Raw genomic sequence first — 16,360 nt, 5'->3', positions numbered from 1 at the left:
TTTATAGGCTTAAGTATTAATTGTATTAGTGTTTCTTTATTTTTTTTATTTTTAAATCTACAATTATTGGTTCATCAGGAGCAATTTTACTTTGATCTCCATAACCTCCATAAGCTAAAAATGAAGGTAATAATAGTTTAGCGCTTTCTCCTTCAGGTATTAATTGTAAAGCAGAATTTACTCCTCTTGTTAAATCTGATTTTCCTATTACAACTCTTTGTGTTTTATTATCTTCAAAAGAATAAATGATATTATCTTTTAAATCTGATACTTGATATTCAAATTCAATATAATCACCTGTATTTGCAGTAGATTCTGTTCTTTTTCCATCATTGGAGATCCAGAAACCAGAACTAGTTTTTACAAATTTTTGATTATTTTTTTTTATATAATTATCAAACCATTGTAATTCTTCCTGATGTATTTTTTTTGCTCTTTCTTTAGAACGTTGCATGAAATCATCATTACTATAAGAAACAGGGTATTGAATAACCTTTTGATCACAACTAAAAATTGTTATTAAAACAAATAAAGTAAAAACTATTTTCTTCATCTAAATAATAATATTTGTAAGTTGATCTTTATAATCAGGTAAAATACTTTGTAAATAAGTTATTGTTTCTTCCATATTTAAGTCAGATCTTCCACCTGCAGCATTCATATGTCCTCCTCCATTAAAATGTTTTCTAGAGAATTCATTAACATCAAAATCTCCTTTAGAACGTAGAGAAATTTTTATAAAATTATGTTGAGTATCTTCAATAAAAATTATAGAAAAGATATAATTATCAACACTTAATCCATAATTTACAAAACCTTCTGTATCTCCTTTCTGAAAACCATTTTTTAACAAATCTTCTCTTGTTAAATACATAAATGCAGTACGATATTCTGATAAAAAAGTTAAATTATTAAGTGTTAATGCTAATAATTTCAATCTTCCTTGTGTCTGAGAATCATTAACATAAGATGTTACTTTATCAACTTCTACACCTTTATCTATTAGTTCAGCAACAATTCTATGAGTATTTGCAGATGTATTTCTAAATCGAAAACCTCCTGTATCAGTCATTATACCGGTATAGATACATTCTGCAATTTCTTTATCAATTTTATCAAGATCATTCATTGCTTCAATAAAATTATAAACCATTTGACATGTTGCTGGCATTTCTATATCAGAGTACATATAATCAAATGTATCTGGTTCTCTATGGTGATCTATTAATATTTTTGGAGATGTGGAACGTTCTACCCAAGCTCCTAAATCATCAATTCTTTTAACAGTATTAAAATCTAAAATAAAAATTAAATCAGCTTGATGAATTATTGCTTCTGCTACTTTAGGCTTATAATCTGCAATAACAATATCTTTTGCAGATGGCATCCATTTTAAAAATTTTGGAAAATCATTTGGAGCAACTACATTACAAAAATGGCCTAATTTTCTTAAGTAATGAAACATTGCTAATGTTGAACCAATTGCATCACCATCAGGATTTTTATGTGGTAATATTGCAATTTTTTTTGGTGTTGATTTTAAAAGAACTTTTAGTTCCTCGAAATTTGTCATTTGCATAGTTGCAAATATAGCAAAACAACTGAAAAAATAGAACTTAATACCTAATAAAAAAGTCGTCTATTTTTAAATAAATGACGACTTTTTATTGAATTTAAATTATTTTATTTTGCTAAAGGTATTGAAACAAAATCTGTGTTATCTTTGAACTGATCAAATGTGAATTTTTCATAGTTTAAAGATCCATACATTCTTATATAAAATTCAGCACGAGATAAATCAGACAAAACGGTCCATACTGTAAATTCTGTCATGTATTGATTATTTGCAGATTTTTCTCCTTCTCCACTTGTATCTTTAGTAATATTTTTAGGACGATCAAAATTATTCATTATATGACCTAATTCAGCAATTTGTTCATTAGGGTTATCTACAGAATTTGCAAAAGAAGAATAATAAAATGCTCTAATAAAACGTCCTACAGATGTTGACGATGATGGTAATGCTGAGGTTGCTATTCCACTATCTGGTTGAATTAAAGTTAAATTACCAATCTTTGAGGCACTAGCGTCTATATTTGATAAATGAGAATAATTATTTAAATTTTCCAAATGCCAAGGAAATTCTGGACCATTTGTTAATACACCTGTTGGATTATCATAAACATTAAGATTATTGTTTGAAATCTCAATAACAATACTTCCTCCATTTTTATCATAAATAGCAAAATGGAAAGGAGATTTAAGATTACCTAGCATAGATAAACTTTCTGACCAAAAAACTACATTACCTTTCAAACCTTCTTTTAATTCCTCTATAGTTGAAAAATTAGCCAATGCCCATTCTCCTATATTCATAAAAGGAACTGTTTTACTATAATCTTTAGGGTCTGGATCTGGTAAGCCAGTATTATGAATCATATTTAAACTAAAAGCTAAGCCAGCTTGATTAATACCTTCTGTAGCTCCTCTAGGATTTTCTTCACTAACAGGATCAGTAATTGCAATAATTGGATATTTTGCAACATATTTTAAACCAAGACTTTTATCTGGAGCATAATGTTGAAATACATGATCTTTGGGATAATATGTAAGACTTGAGGTAATTAAATCTGTTGTAAATTCCATTCCTCTTCCATGATATACATTCCCTTTTTTATCTTTTATAATTAGAGATGTACATGCAAAAGGAACTACAGGTTTTAAATCTTTTTCAGGAATTTGTTCTATTTCGTTGAAAATAACTTTATTATCTCTTAAATTATTAGACTCAACATTTGATTTTTTTAGTATCATTATTTAGGTTATTTGATTTTTTAAAATATTCTACAAATTACACAATGTTTTCATATTAATAATAGTACTAAGAAAATTATTAATCAATTTAAATAAAGTAGAAAACTTATTCTATCATTTTTTGAATAGATTTGCATTTAATTAAAGCAAAAAATATGCTTAAAATGTATTTATATTTATTTATTATAAATTTTATATCTTTTATACTTTTTGGAATAGATAAATATTTAGCAAAGAATAAAAAAAATAGAATTCCAGAAAACACATTATTTCTTTTTTCTTTATTAGGAGGAAGTTTAGGATCTATTTTATCTATGATAATTTTTCATCATAAAACAAAAAAAACATCATTCAAGTTGAAGATGTTTTTTGTTCTATTAATTCAATTATTAATTGTTTATTGCTATTTTAATGAATTTTAAAATTTCATTCTACGATTTTCTTTTTTTTCTGCTTGTTGTTTCTTCTGATTTAATCTTTTCTGTTTAGAAGCTTTAGTTGGTTTAGTTTGCTTCCTTGCTTTCTGTACAAGTAGAGCTTTATCTACTAAATTTAATAGTTTATTTATAGCAGTCATCTTATTGTCTAATTGTGAACGAGATTCTTGAGAAGAAACTTGAAGATAACCTTCTGTATTAATTTTATTTTTTAGCTTCTCTAATATTAAATTCTTTTCTTCTTCAGAAAAAAAATGTGAACTAAGTACATTCCATTTTGCAGTAACCAACGTTTCTACTTTATTCACATTTTGCCCACCTGAACCACTGCTTCTTGCAGTTTTATAAATTACTTCTGAAGAAAAATTTTTCATTTATTTTTGATTTTTTGTGAAAATTACATGAGATACAAAACACAGAATTGTAAAGACAACTCCAACAGCAATAACGCCATTCCATTGAAATTTTTCCCAAGCACTTGCTGCTATATATGTTCCTAAAGAACCACCAATAAAATAACTAGTCATATAAACTGTATTTAATCTATTTGTTGCTGTCGGATTTAACGCAAATATTTGTGTTTGATTACAAACGTGCATAGATTGTAATCCCAAATCAATTAAAATAACTCCTATTATCAATCCCCAATATGTGAATCCGAATTGATAAAAGAAACCCCATGCAAATAACATGATAATAATTGAGTAAAATATTATTCTCTTTAGTGATAAATATTTATTTACTTTCCCTACTAATGCAGCTGCCAGAGCTCCTACAGCTCCTATTAAACCAAATGCTCCTGCAATTCCACTTCCCGCATGAAATGGAGCTTGTTCTAAATGAAAAACTAAAGTAGTCCAAAATGCACTAAATGCAGCAAAACCTGTTGCTCCTCTAAATGCAGCTAATCTTAGTACAGGTTCATTTTTTATAAGTTGAGTTATAGATTTCATTAAACCAGAATATGAACCTTTGTAATTAGGTTGTATTTCTGGTAAAAAAATGTAAATTAATATCCAAAGAATAAACATAATGACCGAACCAATTAAATAAACTGCTCGCCAACCTAAATATTCACCTATAAAACCACTTAATACACGAGATAGTAAAATTCCTACTAATAAACCACTCATAACCATTCCTATTGCTTGAGATTTTTTAGCAGGATCTGCCAATTCTGAAGCCATTGGAACAAAAATTTGAGGTACTACAGAAGTGAAACCTATTAAAAAACTAAGAGGAAATAACCAAATTAAGGATGGTGAAAAATACATTCCTAATAATGATAAAATTATAAAAATAAAATCTATAAGAATTAATTTTTTCCTCTTTAATAAGTCTCCTAAAGGGATGATGAATAACAAACCAAAAGCATAACCTATTTGTGTTAACATAGCAATTGTTGATACTTTACTTTCAGGAACTTTAAATTCTTTAGAAATTAAAGATAATAATGGTTGATTGTAGTAATTATTTGCAACAACTAATCCACTACCAATTATCATTATCCATAAAATGATAGGTGTTAGTTTAGGTTTTGTTATATTATTTTCCATTTATTATATTAATAAGTACTAGCTTCGTTTAAAATTGCTAAATCTTCTTCAGATAAATTTAATTGAACAGCATCAATAAAAGAATCAATATGATTTTCTTTTGTTGCACTTGCAATTGGTGCTACTACTGTTTGTTGCTTTAATAGCCAAGCTAATGAAATAGCAGAATAAGAAACATTGTACTTTAAAGATAATTGAGATAAAGCATCCAAAATTTTAAATCCTTTTTCATTTAGGTATTTTTTTACTTTATCTTTTCTTGCACTATTCTCTAAATCTTCTTCTGATTTATATTTTCCAGATAAAAATCCACTTGCTAAACTATAATATGGAATTACAGCTAAATTATATTTTTCTGCTACTGGACGTAAAAATTCTTCAAAATGCTGTCTATCATATAAATTATATTCTGGTTGTAGAGTTTTGTATGCAGGCAAATTAAACAAAGATGATTTATCCAAAGAACAAATTAATCTTTCTGAAGAAAAATTAGAAGCTCCAATAAACCTTACTTTACCTTCTTTTATAATTTGATTATATGCTGATAATGTTTCCTCTACAGGTGTTTTTGTATCGTCATAATGTGTTTGATATAGATCGATGTAATCTGTTTGTAAACGGATCAAAGATTCATCTATTTCTTTTAAAATATGTGCTTTTGTAGTATTAGGTTTATCTTGTACAAGATTTCTACCTCCTACTTTTGTTGCTAGAACTATTTTATCTCTTAAATTTCTTTCTTTTAACCATTTTCCAATAATTTTTTCTGACTCAGTTCCTACATTTCCAGAAACCCAATGAGAATAATTATTTGACGTATCAATTGTATTGAAACCTCTATCAATAAAAATATCTAAAATTCTAAATGATTCTTCTTCATTTAATGTCCAACCAAAAACATTTCCTCCGAAAATAATTGGTGCTATCTGTAAATCCGTATTTCCTAATTGTACATTTTCCATGATGTAAATATAAAAAAAGCTACTTTTCTAGTAGCTTTTTATTCTAATAAGTTATTACTAAATTTACTGTAGATTTAAAAATTGTTATTCTATAGGTTCTATTTCAAAACCAACTTCTTCTATTGTATCAATAATTTTTTCATCAGAAAGTTTTGTTTTTATAGTTAATATCTTATTCTCATTTGTTGTATCAACTTGCCAGGAGTCAGTATTTTCAAGTTTATCTAAAAAAGGTTTTACTTTACTAACACAACCACTACAATTTATATTTGTTTTAAATTTTAATTCTTTTGTTTCCATAATAAATTTGATTTTTGGTTAGGTAAATTTCTGAAATAACCTATTATAAAACCTTATACAATTCTAATAAATACTTACATTATTTATAGATTTTCAATTAGTTTTACAAAACAAACAAAATATATAACTTCAATACTTAGATATGAGTCTAAAGAAAAATCAAAAAATTATCTTGGCCATCAATGAGAAACCAAAATTAGGACAAGGTGTTTTACTTAGTATACAACACCTTTTTGCTATGTTTGGCGCAACTGTTCTTGTTCCTTCACTAACAGGCATGAGTCCATCTATCGCGCTTATATCAAGCGGAATTGGAACATTGGTTTTTATATTGATTACAAAAGGTAAAGTTCCATCTTATTTAGGTTCATCATTTGCTTTTATTAATCCTATTATTGTTATGAAAGCTATGGAAGCAAAACCTGATAGTGGTGTAGTTTTTGGAAGTTTCTTAGTTGGAAGTTTTTTGGTCGGAGTTACTTATTCTTTAGTTGCTTTATTAATTGCAAAAGCCGGTACTAAATGGCTTATGAAATTACTTCCTCCCATTGTTGTTGGACCTGTAATTATGGTTATAGGATTAGGACTTGCTTCTACTGCAATAAAAATGGTTATGAATAACCCTACGGGAAATTATGATTTAACATATGTTACAATTGGTTTTGTTACTTTAATCATTACAATTATCACTGCTATATTTAGTCGTGGTTTTTTGAGTGTAATTCCTGTACTAGTTGGTATTATTGGTGGGTATTTATTTTCTATAATTATGGGGGTTGTTGATTTAGATCCTGTATTAAATGCAAAATGGTTTTTGATTCCTGAATTTACTCTTCCATTTATAGACTATACTCCTTCACTATCATGGTATGTGATATTTCTTATGATTCCTGTTACTATAGTTCCTATCGCGGAACATATTGGTCATCAATTAGTTTTGAGTAAAGTTGTAGAAAAAGATTTAATAGAAGATCCTGGTTTAGATCGTTCTATGCTTGGAGATGGTGTTGCTACAATGATTGCTGCGTGTTTAGGTGGTCCTCCAAGTACAACATATGGAGAAAATATTGGAGTTCTAGCTATTACAAGGGCTTTTAGTATTTATGTATTTATTGGTGCAGCATGTTTCGCTATTTTATTTGGTTTTTGTGGAAAAATTTCAGCTCTATTAACAACTATACCAACTCCAGTAATGGGTGGAGTATCTATCTTATTATTTGGAATCATTGCATCAAGTGGTTTAAGAATGTTAATCGAAAATAAAGTAGATTTTAAAATAAAACGAAATCTTATTATTTCATCTGTTATTTTAATAATAGGGATTGGTGGAGCAGCAATTCATATTGGTGACTTATTTTCTTTAGAAGGAATGGCATTAGCTTCAATCATAGGTGTTATTCTAAACTTAATTCTTCCTGGGAGAGAGTTTGTTTCATTTAAAGAAATGTTTGATGAAGATTAAATATATTTATTTAAAATTTTATAAAGCAACAAAAATGTTGTATATTTAGAACAAAATTACTGCTATGCCTACAGAAGTAAAAAATATACAACGCTTTAATACTAAACGAAGTATTAATAAAGCTCGTACAAAAGGAGCTTTAGATAAATCTTGGAAACTAGAATCTGATAATAAAATTTATACTTGGAATAATAAGTTAGAACGTGTAAATATCATTAGAGAAGGTATTCCTTATCAATCTATTGAAGTCATTAGTGAACGTTTAAATAAACCTGTAAAATCAATACTAAAAATAATTGGTGTTCCACAAACTACGTATAATAAAAAGAAAGTAGAACATTCGTTATTGGATAGTAGAGATAGTGAATTAATTATATTAATTTCTGAATTAATAGATTACGGAACAGAAGTTTTTAACAATGAAATTGATAAATTTCAACGATGGTTATACAAATCTAATGTTTCATTAGGTGGATCAACGCCAGAGAGTCTTTTAGATACTGTTACAGGAATTAATGAAGTAAAATACAGTCTTAATCGATTAGAATACGGAAACCTTGCTTAATGATTGTATATAGGATTGAAAGAGAAAAATATCTAAAAGATACATTAAAAGGTATTGGTGCATCGCTTTCTCCTGGTTTCAGATGGAACAGCTTAAACACAAGATTAGTTTACACAGCAGATAGTAGAGCTCTTTCTACTTTAGAAGTTTCAGTCCATTTAGATTTGATTGAAGATTTACCAAATGATAGATATATGGTAGAAATAGAGATTCCTGATAATATTTTAATCTTAGAAGTTGCTCTAGAAGATTTACCTAAAAATTGGGATGCAAAACCACCTATTTTATCTACACAAACAATTGGTGACGATTTTGTTTTAGAAAATAATGCTGCAATTCTAAAAGTTCCAAGTAGTATAATCTCACAAGAGTATAATTATCTTATAAATCCTTTACACCATGATATAAAACGAATAAAAGTAGCAAAAAAATATCCTTTCTTATTTGATCCTAGATTAAGTGCAAATAAAAAGTAATTAGGCTTTGTTGAAAATAACAAAGCCTAAGTTTTTATATTTATTTCAGACGTTTGAGCATGTTTTTAGTTATATCTTTTATTCGCTAATAAGTTTCTTAAAACAAATAACGCAAACAAAAAATCAATAAAAAAATTCTACTTCAATTTAGAATTTAATAAAGGATCAGGAAGAGGAACATAGTCATCTTTATCTGTAGGAATAATAGGAAATTTATGATTAATCCAATCATTCTTAGCTTTTTCTATAACTTCTTTATCAGAACTTACAAAGTTCCAAAAAATAAAATGTTCTTCTGGTAATTTTTCTCCACCAAATATATAGATTACTGAATTAGCTTTTACTTCAAATTGGCATAAAGTAGAATCTTCAGCAACTAGTAATTGTTTTGTTCCATAACTTGTATCACCATCTTTTATTTCACCTTCTAGAATATAAAGAGCACTCTCACCATATAAATCTTTCGTATTAGAAAAAGTAAAATCTTTTTTTGCTCTTATTTCAATTAAATATAAAGGAGAATAAACAGGAACTTTAGATTTATAGCCAGCAAACTCACCAGCAATCAACTTAAAATCTGCATCATCAGTCGACCACTCTGGTAATTTATTAGATTCAACATGAACAAAACTAGGTTCTGTGTGCTCTAACTCTTTTGGTAAAGCAATCCATATCTGCAATCCATGCAAAACCTTATCTGTTGTTCTTAAATATTCAGGTGTTCGCTCCGAATGTACTACTCCTTTACCAGCTGTCATCCAATTTACAGCTCCAGGTTTTATTTCTAATTCTGTACCTAAACTATCACGATGCATTATAGCTCCTTCAAATAAATATGTCAAAGTTGACAAACCAATATGCGGATGAGGGCCAACATCTAAATTCTGATAATCTTTTAATTTTGTAGGTCCCATATGATCAATAAAAACAAATGGTCCTACATGTCTTTTTTGCTTAAAAGGCAATAATCTTCCAACTAAAAAATTACCTATATTTGCCGCTTTTTCTTCTATTATTAATCCAACATTAGACATTATTTTATTATTTAAGTATTTACTAAAAGTAAGAAATAAATGAAAGAATTAATATAAAATACTAAAAAAAAGCATAATACTAAAGGTAAAATATTTAGATGAAATTTAATTTTTTTATATAGCTAATCAATTATAAGCGAACATATATCCATTTAAACAAAATGCTTTAAAAAATATAAATAATTAAATAATAAACTTTTATCCATTTTTAAGTATTTGTAAATATTTACAAATACTTAAAAATGGATAAAAGTACAGATCAAAATATAACTTAACATTTATACATTAATGTTATACTTTAATTAAGCTTTAAATTTCCTTTTAATTATAATTTTTCTTCTTTGCTTCTTAAAAATAATACGAATAAGACGATAACCATAGGTTACTTTTTTATTTTTCGTAATAATAGGAAATGCCATTGTACACATTAAAGAAATACATGCAGTTGTTCCTAAAGCTCCACCATAACCAGTAAATAACTTACTTGTAAAATGTAATAAAACAGAAAAAAGAATTGGTGAAAATAATAGAGAAAAATAACTAATATTAATTGTAGATGAAACCATTCCAATGAAAGTTCCTCCAATTACATACAAAGGAATATTTTGTGTATATAGAGTAGAAAAAATTGTAGGAAAAAAATGAAAAAATCCTCCTACGAATAATGCTATTAAAGCTGATGCTCTTACTGGTCCTTGCTTTAAATGAATATTTAAAACATAAGTAACTAATGTTGCTAATATTGATGAGGTTGTAAAAATTATAAACTCTACTAACATATCAACCAAAAATTAATTTAAACAATAGCATACTTAGTAATACACCAACGAAAGCTAATGTACCAAGCTTACCTCCTACACCAACAAAAAGAGATTTTGTTGCGAAAAATAAGATTGCAGTTATAATACCTGCAGTCATAATCATAAAATAAACATATTTAAATTCTAATGAGGTCATTCCTATAAACGCACCACAATATATAGGTCCAGCTAGTTGTTTTAAATACTCTGATCTAGGATTTAATTTTGTCAAATAAGAACCTAAAGTTCCTACAATTCCTGCAGAAAAAACTCCTCCAAGAGCAAACTGATTGTTTAATATATAAGTTATTATAGCTGCAATAGGAATCCAAAAAACTAATGATTTTTTATCAAATGAGTATTCTTGATGATGTAAAGGAAATTTTTTATAAACAACAAGTAAAAGAAGTAACATAATAACAATAATATATGGTACTGCATAATGTTTTATTCTTTCATTGAGTATTGCAAATAAAAATAAAAACTGTATAACAAATATGATTAATATTGTTATAAATTTTATAATGCGCTTGTTAATCAAAACTGGCTATTTTATTTGCAAAATTAAAAATTTTAAACTTCAAATAAAATATATTACAATAATACTTAAATTACTTTATATATTTTATTCGCTCTTCTTCTAAATCAATTTGATGAATTTGTTGACGAATCAAATCTTCATCAATTTCAGGATCTTTATTTAATTCACTTAAATAAATACGTTGTAGCTCAAAAATTTCAATTAAAACATCTTTTATATCTTCATCAATCCACTTTGTTTCTTGTGCTTTAGATTGATCTTCCCAATATTTCAAAATTCTTTGCATAACAAGATTTTCTTTTAAATCACAATTTTCATATTTAATTTTAAGTTGCTCATAAATATGAGTTTTTAAACCTAACTTTATTTTTGTTCTAGAAATTTCTGTATTTTCATCTAGATTTCTAAATGGTTTCATTTTTCTAATTATAAAAGGTAATGTTAATCCTTGAATAACTAAAGTCAATAATATCACAACAAAAGTTATAAATAAAATTAAATCTCGTTGAGGAAATATTTCTCCATTTTCTAAATATAGAGGAATTGATAATGCTGCAGCTAAAGAAACAACTCCTCTCATTCCTGTCCAACCAAGTACTAGAGGTCCTCTAAAATTTCTAATTGTTAAATTCATTTTTGAAGCTATATTTGGTCTAAAAATAATTGTTGCAAGCATTCCTGCAAATGAACTTATAATTCTAGAGATGATCAATATAACTGTAACAATAACTCCATACCATATTGCTGTTGTTATAGATATTCCTTTAGAATGAATACCAGTAACAATTTCTGGTAACTCTAAGCCTATTATAAAAAACACAATTCCGTTTAATAAAAAAGAAAAAGCCTCCCAAAAACTAATACTTTTCAATCTTGTAGTACTGTTCATAAATGTCATTTTCATTTGAGACATATATAATCCTCCTGCTACAACTGCCAAAACACCAGAACATTCCATTTTTTCTGCTATAAAATACATAATATATGGTTCTATTACAGTTAATATAATTGAAGAAGATGTATCTGTAGAAAAACGTTTATGAAATTGTATAAATAAAAAAGCTATTATTAAACCTACAGTAACACCTCCAATTATCATCCATAAAAATTCTGATATAGCATGAGAAATTATAAATTGCCCTGTTCCAACAGCCACTAAAGCAAATCTTAAAATGATAAGTGAAGAGGCATCATTTAATAAACTTTCTCCTTCTAAAATAGCTGAAGTTGATTTAGGTATTTTTACAAATTTTGTTATAGCTGCTATACTAACTGCATCAGGAGGAGAAACAATTCCTCCAAGAACAAAACCTAAAGCAATTGTAAAACCAGGAATAATATAATTAGAAGCAATAGCTACCAAAAATGCAGAGAATAAAACAACTAAAAATGCAAAACTACCAATCATTCTCCACCATTTTTTCATTTCTTTTAAAGAAGCATTCCAAGATGCTTCAAATAGTAATGGAGGTAAAAAAATAAAGAAAATCCAATCTGGATCAACTTTTACAACAGGTAAATTTGGAATAAAACTAATAGCTAACCCTACTAAAACAAGTAAAATGGGATAAGCTATTTTTAATTTATTAGCAATAATATTTAATAATACAATTAGAAATATTATTGCTAATAGAAAAGGTAAGTAGTTCATTAGTTTAGGTTTTTAATTTGTTGAAAAAATAAAACAATCAGTTAAATAAATAATATATAACTGATTGTAAAATAATTTTTTAAATATATTTTAATAAATATTTAATTTAAGTCATCTAGAACTGATTTTAATATATTACATCCTTTAATTATATCTTCATCAGAAATATTAATTGGAGGTGTTATACGTAAAGTTTCAATACTATACATCAACCAAAAAATAATTAATCCTCTATTCATACATTCAGCTGCAACTCGTAAAGCATAATCTACATCTTTAACTTCTGGAGCAAGCATTAATCCTTTACCATGAATCTTTTTAATTTTTGGATGCTGAAGATGTTCTCTAAATAATGTTTCTTTTCTATCAATATCCTCCATTAGTTTTTCATCTTCTAATACATTTAATAATTCTAATGAAGCCGCAGCAATAACAGGATTACCACCAAAAGTTGTAATATGTCCTAATTGAGGATTTTGTTTCAATGAAGCCATAATTTCATTTGATGTCATAAAAGCTCCTACTGGTAAACCACTTGCCATACCTTTTCCCATTGCAACAATATCAGGTACAATTCCAAAATGTTCGAAACCAAACAATTTACCTGTTCTTCCAAAACCAGGTTGTATTTCGTCCATAATTAATAAAGCACCTACATCTTCACAACGTTTTTTTAATTTTATAAAAAAATCATTTTCTGGTAAACGAAAACCTGATGCACCACGAATACTTTCTACAATAACACCTGCTGTTTCTGTTGTTATTTTTTGTAAATCATCCTCATTATTAAAATCTATGAAATATACTTCTGGTAATAAAGGTCTGAAAGCTGCTTTTTTTCTTTCGTCACCAGAAACACTTAAAGAACCATGTGTATTTCCATGATAAGCATTTCTAAAAGATATTAATTGTCTTCGTCCAGTAAACCTTTTAGCAAGCTTTAAAGAAGCTTCTATTGCTTCTGTACCTGAATTAACTAAATAAACTTGCTCTAAACCCTCTGGTGTTAATTCAACTAAACGTTTACAAAGCTCAACAGGATTTTCTTGTGCATACTCACCATAAACAGCAACATGCATATATTTATTTACTTGATTAATTATAGCTTGATTAATACGAGGATGACTATGTCCTAATGTATTTACCGAAACTCCTGCTACAAAATCAAGATAGGCTCTTCCATCTTTACCGTAGATATAAGAGCCCTTTGCGTAATCAACTTCAAAACCAGAAGCAAAATTTGTTGTTTGTGCTTGGTATTTAAAAAATTCGTCTTTTAATATTCCCATTCTTATTTTAATAATAGAAAAATTCCAATTCCTCCCAGAGCATAGGCTGCTACAGTAAGAGCATCAGATTTTCCTTTTGAAAATTTTCTAATTTTTACATCTTTAATTTCATCCTTATGAAATTTTAATTCTTCTTTTGTTCCCTTCTTAATAGCATATAATGTATCAGCTTTCCATTGTTTAGCTTCTATTTTATAGTATTTATTATTTACATCAATTTTATAAAACTGATTTATTTTTATAATATCTGTTATTTTAACTTTAGAAAGATCTAGTTCGACTGGTGAAGTTTTGGGTTTTTCTTTATTTTTTGTATTTGAAATATCTTCTTCATTAAGAACTTGAACATTTGTATTTCTAACATTTTTTAATTTATTTCCAACTAAATTTGTGTTTTCATTTGAATTATTATTTAATGATTCAATATTTTCAGGTTCAAAAGCTACATAACTATAGCAGCTAGATAAAATTAATGTAAAGACAAATACAATTAATGTTTTTTTCATAAATTAAGATGTTTAAGTAGTAACGAATAAAAATTAAAAAGATTTTATTTTGACTCCACAAAAATATCTTTCCATGTATTTAGACGCTCACCTATCCTCCATTTAAAATCAGGTAAGTAACGAAGTTCTTCAGGAAATTTAGACAAAGGATACATTTTTCCATCAGATTTCACACGACAAGCAATTAACTCAACTTCATTTCCAACAACATCTGCTTCAATAATTCCACAATAAGAAATGTTCACTCCATAACGTTCTTTTTGTTTGGTTTTTTCATCAGTATCATCCATATATGTTAATGCAACAGCATTTTCTTCGACATTAACAAAATCAATTTTATCATCATGAAATAATACTGTTAAATATTTTCCTTTTATCTGATGGTATTCATTTTCTACCAAAGAATCAACTTTAGCAATTACAAATGCATTATTAAAAACTTTCATGGAATCAATTTTTTCAGTTTTAGCATTTGTATAAGCTTCCATAAAATTACCTGTAACTTGACTATCTCCAGACCACATAATTGGATCTTTATAAAATTGCATTACTCCTTTTGTTTGATTGTAAATCAAAGAATCAGCTTTTCCATTTGCATTAGATTTATAAAATCTAGCTTTATGAAATGCTTTTACAATAGATGTAGAATCTACATCATGTCTTTTTACTGCTAATAATGTGTCAGCACTAATATAAAGTGAATCTTGATCAAAAGACTTGATTGCATATGCATTTTTTGTAACATAAGCAGAATCCAAATAACGATAAGCTTCTCCATAATCACCTTTCAGAATTCGTTTTTCTAAAGGATCATCTAATACAACATTCTTCTCTCCTCTACCAAATCCTGTTTTATCATTAAAATAGAGTTTTTCAGCTGATAATATTTTATTTTGATAATAAACTTTTGAATTATTTCTTAACCAAGCTTCTCCTGTTTTTTTATTAAAATCACCATCTGATGTAATTATATACTGAGAAGGATCGTCACGTCTTGTTATTTTTGAGTAATCTCTAAAAGTTGTTATTCCAGTAATATCATTTGTTGTCATTTTTCTTGAATAAATCGTATAGTCTTTATTTGTAATAAAAACTTCTGAACCAAATGTTGTCGATTTTTCTTTAACATTGTAAATAACATTTTTACCTTCTACCATTGTTCCGTCAGAACCAATTGTTCTATAAGTATCATTAACAATAATATTTCCTGTTAATCGCTCATAAATCATTTTATCTGCATATATCTGTTGTGTAGGAGTTTTAACATCAACATTACCTATACCTATTGCTATTTCTGTTGTACGATTATATTCCATATAATCTGATAATATTCTAGAACTTGGGTCAGTTAAAACAACATTTTCAAAAGCTTTTGCAATAGTAGTTTGTCCATCATACTCCATCTTTTTTGCTGTTATTGTTTTGTCTTTACTAACAAGTTTAGCATTAGACCAAGCTACAGCTAAATTTTTATCTTGATAAAGCACTGCACTATCAGCATAAATCATATCTCCCTTATACTCAATAGCAACATTACCAGTAAGAAATTGATTTCCTTCAAATCTATCAGGATTTCTGGTTATAAAATCTGCATGTTTCAAATTTGCTTTAGCCTTTTTGGGCTTTTGTTGGGCAAACAAAAAAGAACTAAACATTAATAACACAAAGAAAAAAACTTTAATAAATAATTGATTATCAAAGCTAAATGGTTTTATTTTTTTAAAATTATATTCTGTCATTCTATCAACTAAAAACGTTCAAAATTAGTGTTATTTTTTTCTACTCAAAAATATTTTCTTCATAAGTATATGTATATAATTAAAATCAACAATTATTTAAAAAGAAAAAAAGGAAATTGACAAGTCTAAGTTTTTCTTTCAATTTGAATATTAACAATAATAATTAAACGTTAATCCTATTATACCTATAGACTATTTAGGATTTATATACTAAATAATTATAATATT

Annotated in this window: 18 protein-coding genes; 4 read left to right on the top strand and 14 right to left on the bottom strand. The window is 27.1% G+C overall.

What is annotated here, in order from left to right; translation table 11 throughout:
- Window positions 1-25 precede the first annotated feature (25 nt).
- The 3 genes from RT575_RS01925 to RT575_RS01915 form a co-directional block, all read right to left on the bottom strand.
- Complete coding sequence (locus tag RT575_RS01925) at window positions 26-553, bottom strand: FKBP-type peptidyl-prolyl cis-trans isomerase (RefSeq protein WP_313578387.1); 528 nt, start codon at window positions 551-553, stop codon at window positions 26-28.
- Complete coding sequence (locus RT575_RS01920; RefSeq protein WP_313384269.1) at window positions 554-1,579, bottom strand: bifunctional oligoribonuclease/PAP phosphatase NrnA; 1,026 nt, start codon at window positions 1,577-1,579, stop codon at window positions 554-556. It abuts the gene before it with no gap.
- 104 nt (window positions 1,580-1,683) lie between these two features.
- Window positions 1,684-2,814, bottom strand: a complete 1,131-nt coding sequence (locus tag RT575_RS01915; RefSeq protein ID WP_313384270.1) for a linear amide C-N hydrolase — start codon at window positions 2,812-2,814, stop codon at window positions 1,684-1,686.
- Window positions 2,815-2,978: 164 nt separating this feature from the next.
- On the opposite strand from RT575_RS01915, the gene RT575_RS01910 reads away from it, so the two are divergent.
- A complete protein-coding gene (locus tag RT575_RS01910; protein ID WP_313384271.1) occupies window positions 2,979-3,236 on the top strand; it encodes a DUF1294 domain-containing protein in 258 nt (85 codons plus the stop codon).
- Here RT575_RS01910 and arfB read toward each other — a convergent pair.
- The 4 genes from arfB to RT575_RS01890 form a co-directional block, all read right to left on the bottom strand.
- Complete coding sequence (gene arfB, locus RT575_RS01905; RefSeq protein ID WP_313384272.1) at window positions 3,233-3,625, bottom strand: alternative ribosome rescue aminoacyl-tRNA hydrolase ArfB; 393 nt, start codon at window positions 3,623-3,625, stop codon at window positions 3,233-3,235. The genes RT575_RS01910 and arfB overlap by 4 nt on opposite strands.
- Window positions 3,626-4,807, bottom strand: coding sequence for an MFS transporter (locus RT575_RS01900; protein ID WP_313578384.1), 1,182 nt, complete (start codon window positions 4,805-4,807; stop codon window positions 3,626-3,628). It lies immediately after the preceding gene.
- 8 nt (window positions 4,808-4,815) lie between these two features.
- Window positions 4,816-5,769 (bottom strand): aldo/keto reductase, encoded by a 954-nt coding sequence (locus tag RT575_RS01895; protein WP_313384276.1) that lies wholly within the window; start codon window positions 5,767-5,769, stop codon window positions 4,816-4,818.
- 84 nt (window positions 5,770-5,853) lie between these two features.
- A complete protein-coding gene (locus tag RT575_RS01890; RefSeq protein WP_313578382.1) occupies window positions 5,854-6,069 on the bottom strand; it encodes a cation transporter in 216 nt (71 codons plus the stop codon).
- A gap of 142 nt (window positions 6,070-6,211) precedes the next feature.
- Here RT575_RS01890 and RT575_RS01885 point away from each other — a divergent pair, with 142 nt between their 5' ends.
- The 3 genes from RT575_RS01885 (at window position 6,212) to RT575_RS01875 (ending at window position 8,572) form a co-directional block, all read left to right on the top strand.
- Window positions 6,212-7,531: a solute carrier family 23 protein gene (locus tag RT575_RS01885; RefSeq protein ID WP_313578380.1), complete on the top strand. Its 1,320-nt coding sequence runs from the start codon at window positions 6,212-6,214 to the stop codon at window positions 7,529-7,531.
- Window positions 7,532-7,595: 64 nt separating this feature from the next.
- Window positions 7,596-8,096, top strand: a complete 501-nt coding sequence (locus tag RT575_RS01880; protein ID WP_313384282.1) for an antitoxin Xre/MbcA/ParS toxin-binding domain-containing protein — start codon at window positions 7,596-7,598, stop codon at window positions 8,094-8,096.
- The gene (locus RT575_RS01875) at window positions 8,096-8,572 is read left to right on the top strand and encodes an RES family NAD+ phosphorylase (RefSeq protein ID WP_313578378.1); all 477 of its coding nucleotides are present in this window, start codon (window positions 8,096-8,098) and stop codon (window positions 8,570-8,572) included. Before RT575_RS01880 ends, RT575_RS01875 begins: the two co-directional genes overlap by 1 nt.
- A 137-nt stretch (window positions 8,573-8,709) precedes the next feature.
- Here RT575_RS01875 and RT575_RS01870 read toward each other — a convergent pair whose 3' ends face one another.
- From RT575_RS01870 to RT575_RS01840, 7 genes are all read right to left on the bottom strand, one after another.
- Entirely contained in the window at window positions 8,710-9,606 is an 897-nt protein-coding gene (locus tag RT575_RS01870; protein ID WP_313578376.1) for a pirin family protein, read from the bottom strand.
- Between the two features lie 302 nt (window positions 9,607-9,908).
- Window positions 9,909-10,385, bottom strand: a complete 477-nt coding sequence (locus RT575_RS01865) for a hypothetical protein (protein WP_313578374.1) — start codon at window positions 10,383-10,385, stop codon at window positions 9,909-9,911.
- A 1-nt stretch (window position 10,386) separates the two neighbouring features.
- Complete coding sequence (locus tag RT575_RS01860) at window positions 10,387-10,821, bottom strand: hypothetical protein (RefSeq protein ID WP_313578373.1); 435 nt, start codon at window positions 10,819-10,821, stop codon at window positions 10,387-10,389.
- 196 nt (window positions 10,822-11,017) lie between these two features.
- Window positions 11,018-12,598, bottom strand: a complete 1,581-nt coding sequence (locus tag RT575_RS01855) for a Na+/H+ antiporter (protein WP_313578371.1) — start codon at window positions 12,596-12,598, stop codon at window positions 11,018-11,020.
- Between the two features lie 101 nt (window positions 12,599-12,699).
- Window positions 12,700-13,887 carry an aspartate aminotransferase family protein gene (locus RT575_RS01850; RefSeq protein WP_313578369.1) on the bottom strand — a complete coding sequence of 396 codons (1,188 nt, stop codon included), beginning with the start codon at window positions 13,885-13,887 and terminating at the stop codon, window positions 12,700-12,702.
- Between the two features lie 2 nt (window positions 13,888-13,889).
- Window positions 13,890-14,393, bottom strand: coding sequence for a hypothetical protein (locus tag RT575_RS01845; RefSeq protein WP_313578367.1), 504 nt, complete (start codon window positions 14,391-14,393; stop codon window positions 13,890-13,892).
- 44 nt (window positions 14,394-14,437) lie between these two features.
- Window positions 14,438-16,132: an OstA-like protein gene (locus RT575_RS01840; RefSeq protein ID WP_313578365.1), complete on the bottom strand. Its 1,695-nt coding sequence runs from the start codon at window positions 16,130-16,132 to the stop codon at window positions 14,438-14,440.
- Window positions 16,133-16,360: the final 228 nt, after the last annotated feature.

Origin of the sequence: Chishuiella sp. (assembly GCF_032109125.1) — a bacterium.
Taxonomy (GTDB): Bacteria; Bacteroidota; Bacteroidia; order Flavobacteriales; family Weeksellaceae; genus Empedobacter.
This window is presented reverse-complemented; position numbering and strand designations above follow the sequence as displayed.

What these genes read in the sequence shown, in the direction of transcription:
- RT575_RS01925 (WP_313578387.1), bottom strand. Translation starts at nt 553, where the DNA reads ATGAAGAAAATAGTTTTTACTTTATTTGTTTTAATAACAATTTTTAGT.
- RT575_RS01920 (WP_313384269.1), bottom strand. Translation starts at nt 1,579, where the DNA reads ATGCAAATGACAAATTTCGAGGAACTAAAAGTTCTTTTAAAATCAACA.
- RT575_RS01915 (WP_313384270.1), bottom strand. Translation starts at nt 2,814, where the DNA reads ATGATACTAAAAAAATCAAATGTTGAGTCTAATAATTTAAGAGATAAT.
- RT575_RS01910 (WP_313384271.1), top strand. Translation starts at nt 2,979, where the DNA reads ATGTATTTATATTTATTTATTATAAATTTTATATCTTTTATACTTTTT.
- arfB (WP_313384272.1), bottom strand. Translation starts at nt 3,625, where the DNA reads ATGAAAAATTTTTCTTCAGAAGTAATTTATAAAACTGCAAGAAGCAGT.
- RT575_RS01900 (WP_313578384.1), bottom strand. Translation starts at nt 4,807, where the DNA reads ATGGAAAATAATATAACAAAACCTAAACTAACACCTATCATTTTATGG.
- RT575_RS01895 (WP_313384276.1), bottom strand. Translation starts at nt 5,769, where the DNA reads ATGGAAAATGTACAATTAGGAAATACGGATTTACAGATAGCACCAATT.
- RT575_RS01890 (WP_313578382.1), bottom strand. Translation starts at nt 6,069, where the DNA reads ATGGAAACAAAAGAATTAAAATTTAAAACAAATATAAATTGTAGTGGT.
- RT575_RS01885 (WP_313578380.1), top strand. Translation starts at nt 6,212, where the DNA reads ATGAGTCTAAAGAAAAATCAAAAAATTATCTTGGCCATCAATGAGAAA.
- RT575_RS01880 (WP_313384282.1), top strand. Translation starts at nt 7,596, where the DNA reads ATGCCTACAGAAGTAAAAAATATACAACGCTTTAATACTAAACGAAGT.
- RT575_RS01875 (WP_313578378.1), top strand. Translation starts at nt 8,096, where the DNA reads ATGATTGTATATAGGATTGAAAGAGAAAAATATCTAAAAGATACATTA.
- RT575_RS01870 (WP_313578376.1), bottom strand. Translation starts at nt 9,606, where the DNA reads ATGTCTAATGTTGGATTAATAATAGAAGAAAAAGCGGCAAATATAGGT.
- RT575_RS01865 (WP_313578374.1), bottom strand. Translation starts at nt 10,385, where the DNA reads ATGTTAGTAGAGTTTATAATTTTTACAACCTCATCAATATTAGCAACA.
- RT575_RS01860 (WP_313578373.1), bottom strand. Translation starts at nt 10,821, where the DNA reads ATGTTACTTCTTTTACTTGTTGTTTATAAAAAATTTCCTTTACATCAT.
- RT575_RS01855 (WP_313578371.1), bottom strand. Translation starts at nt 12,598, where the DNA reads ATGAACTACTTACCTTTTCTATTAGCAATAATATTTCTAATTGTATTA.
- RT575_RS01850 (WP_313578369.1), bottom strand. Translation starts at nt 13,887, where the DNA reads ATGGGAATATTAAAAGACGAATTTTTTAAATACCAAGCACAAACAACA.
- RT575_RS01845 (WP_313578367.1), bottom strand. Translation starts at nt 14,393, where the DNA reads ATGAAAAAAACATTAATTGTATTTGTCTTTACATTAATTTTATCTAGC.
- RT575_RS01840 (WP_313578365.1), bottom strand. Translation starts at nt 16,132, where the DNA reads ATGACAGAATATAATTTTAAAAAAATAAAACCATTTAGCTTTGATAAT.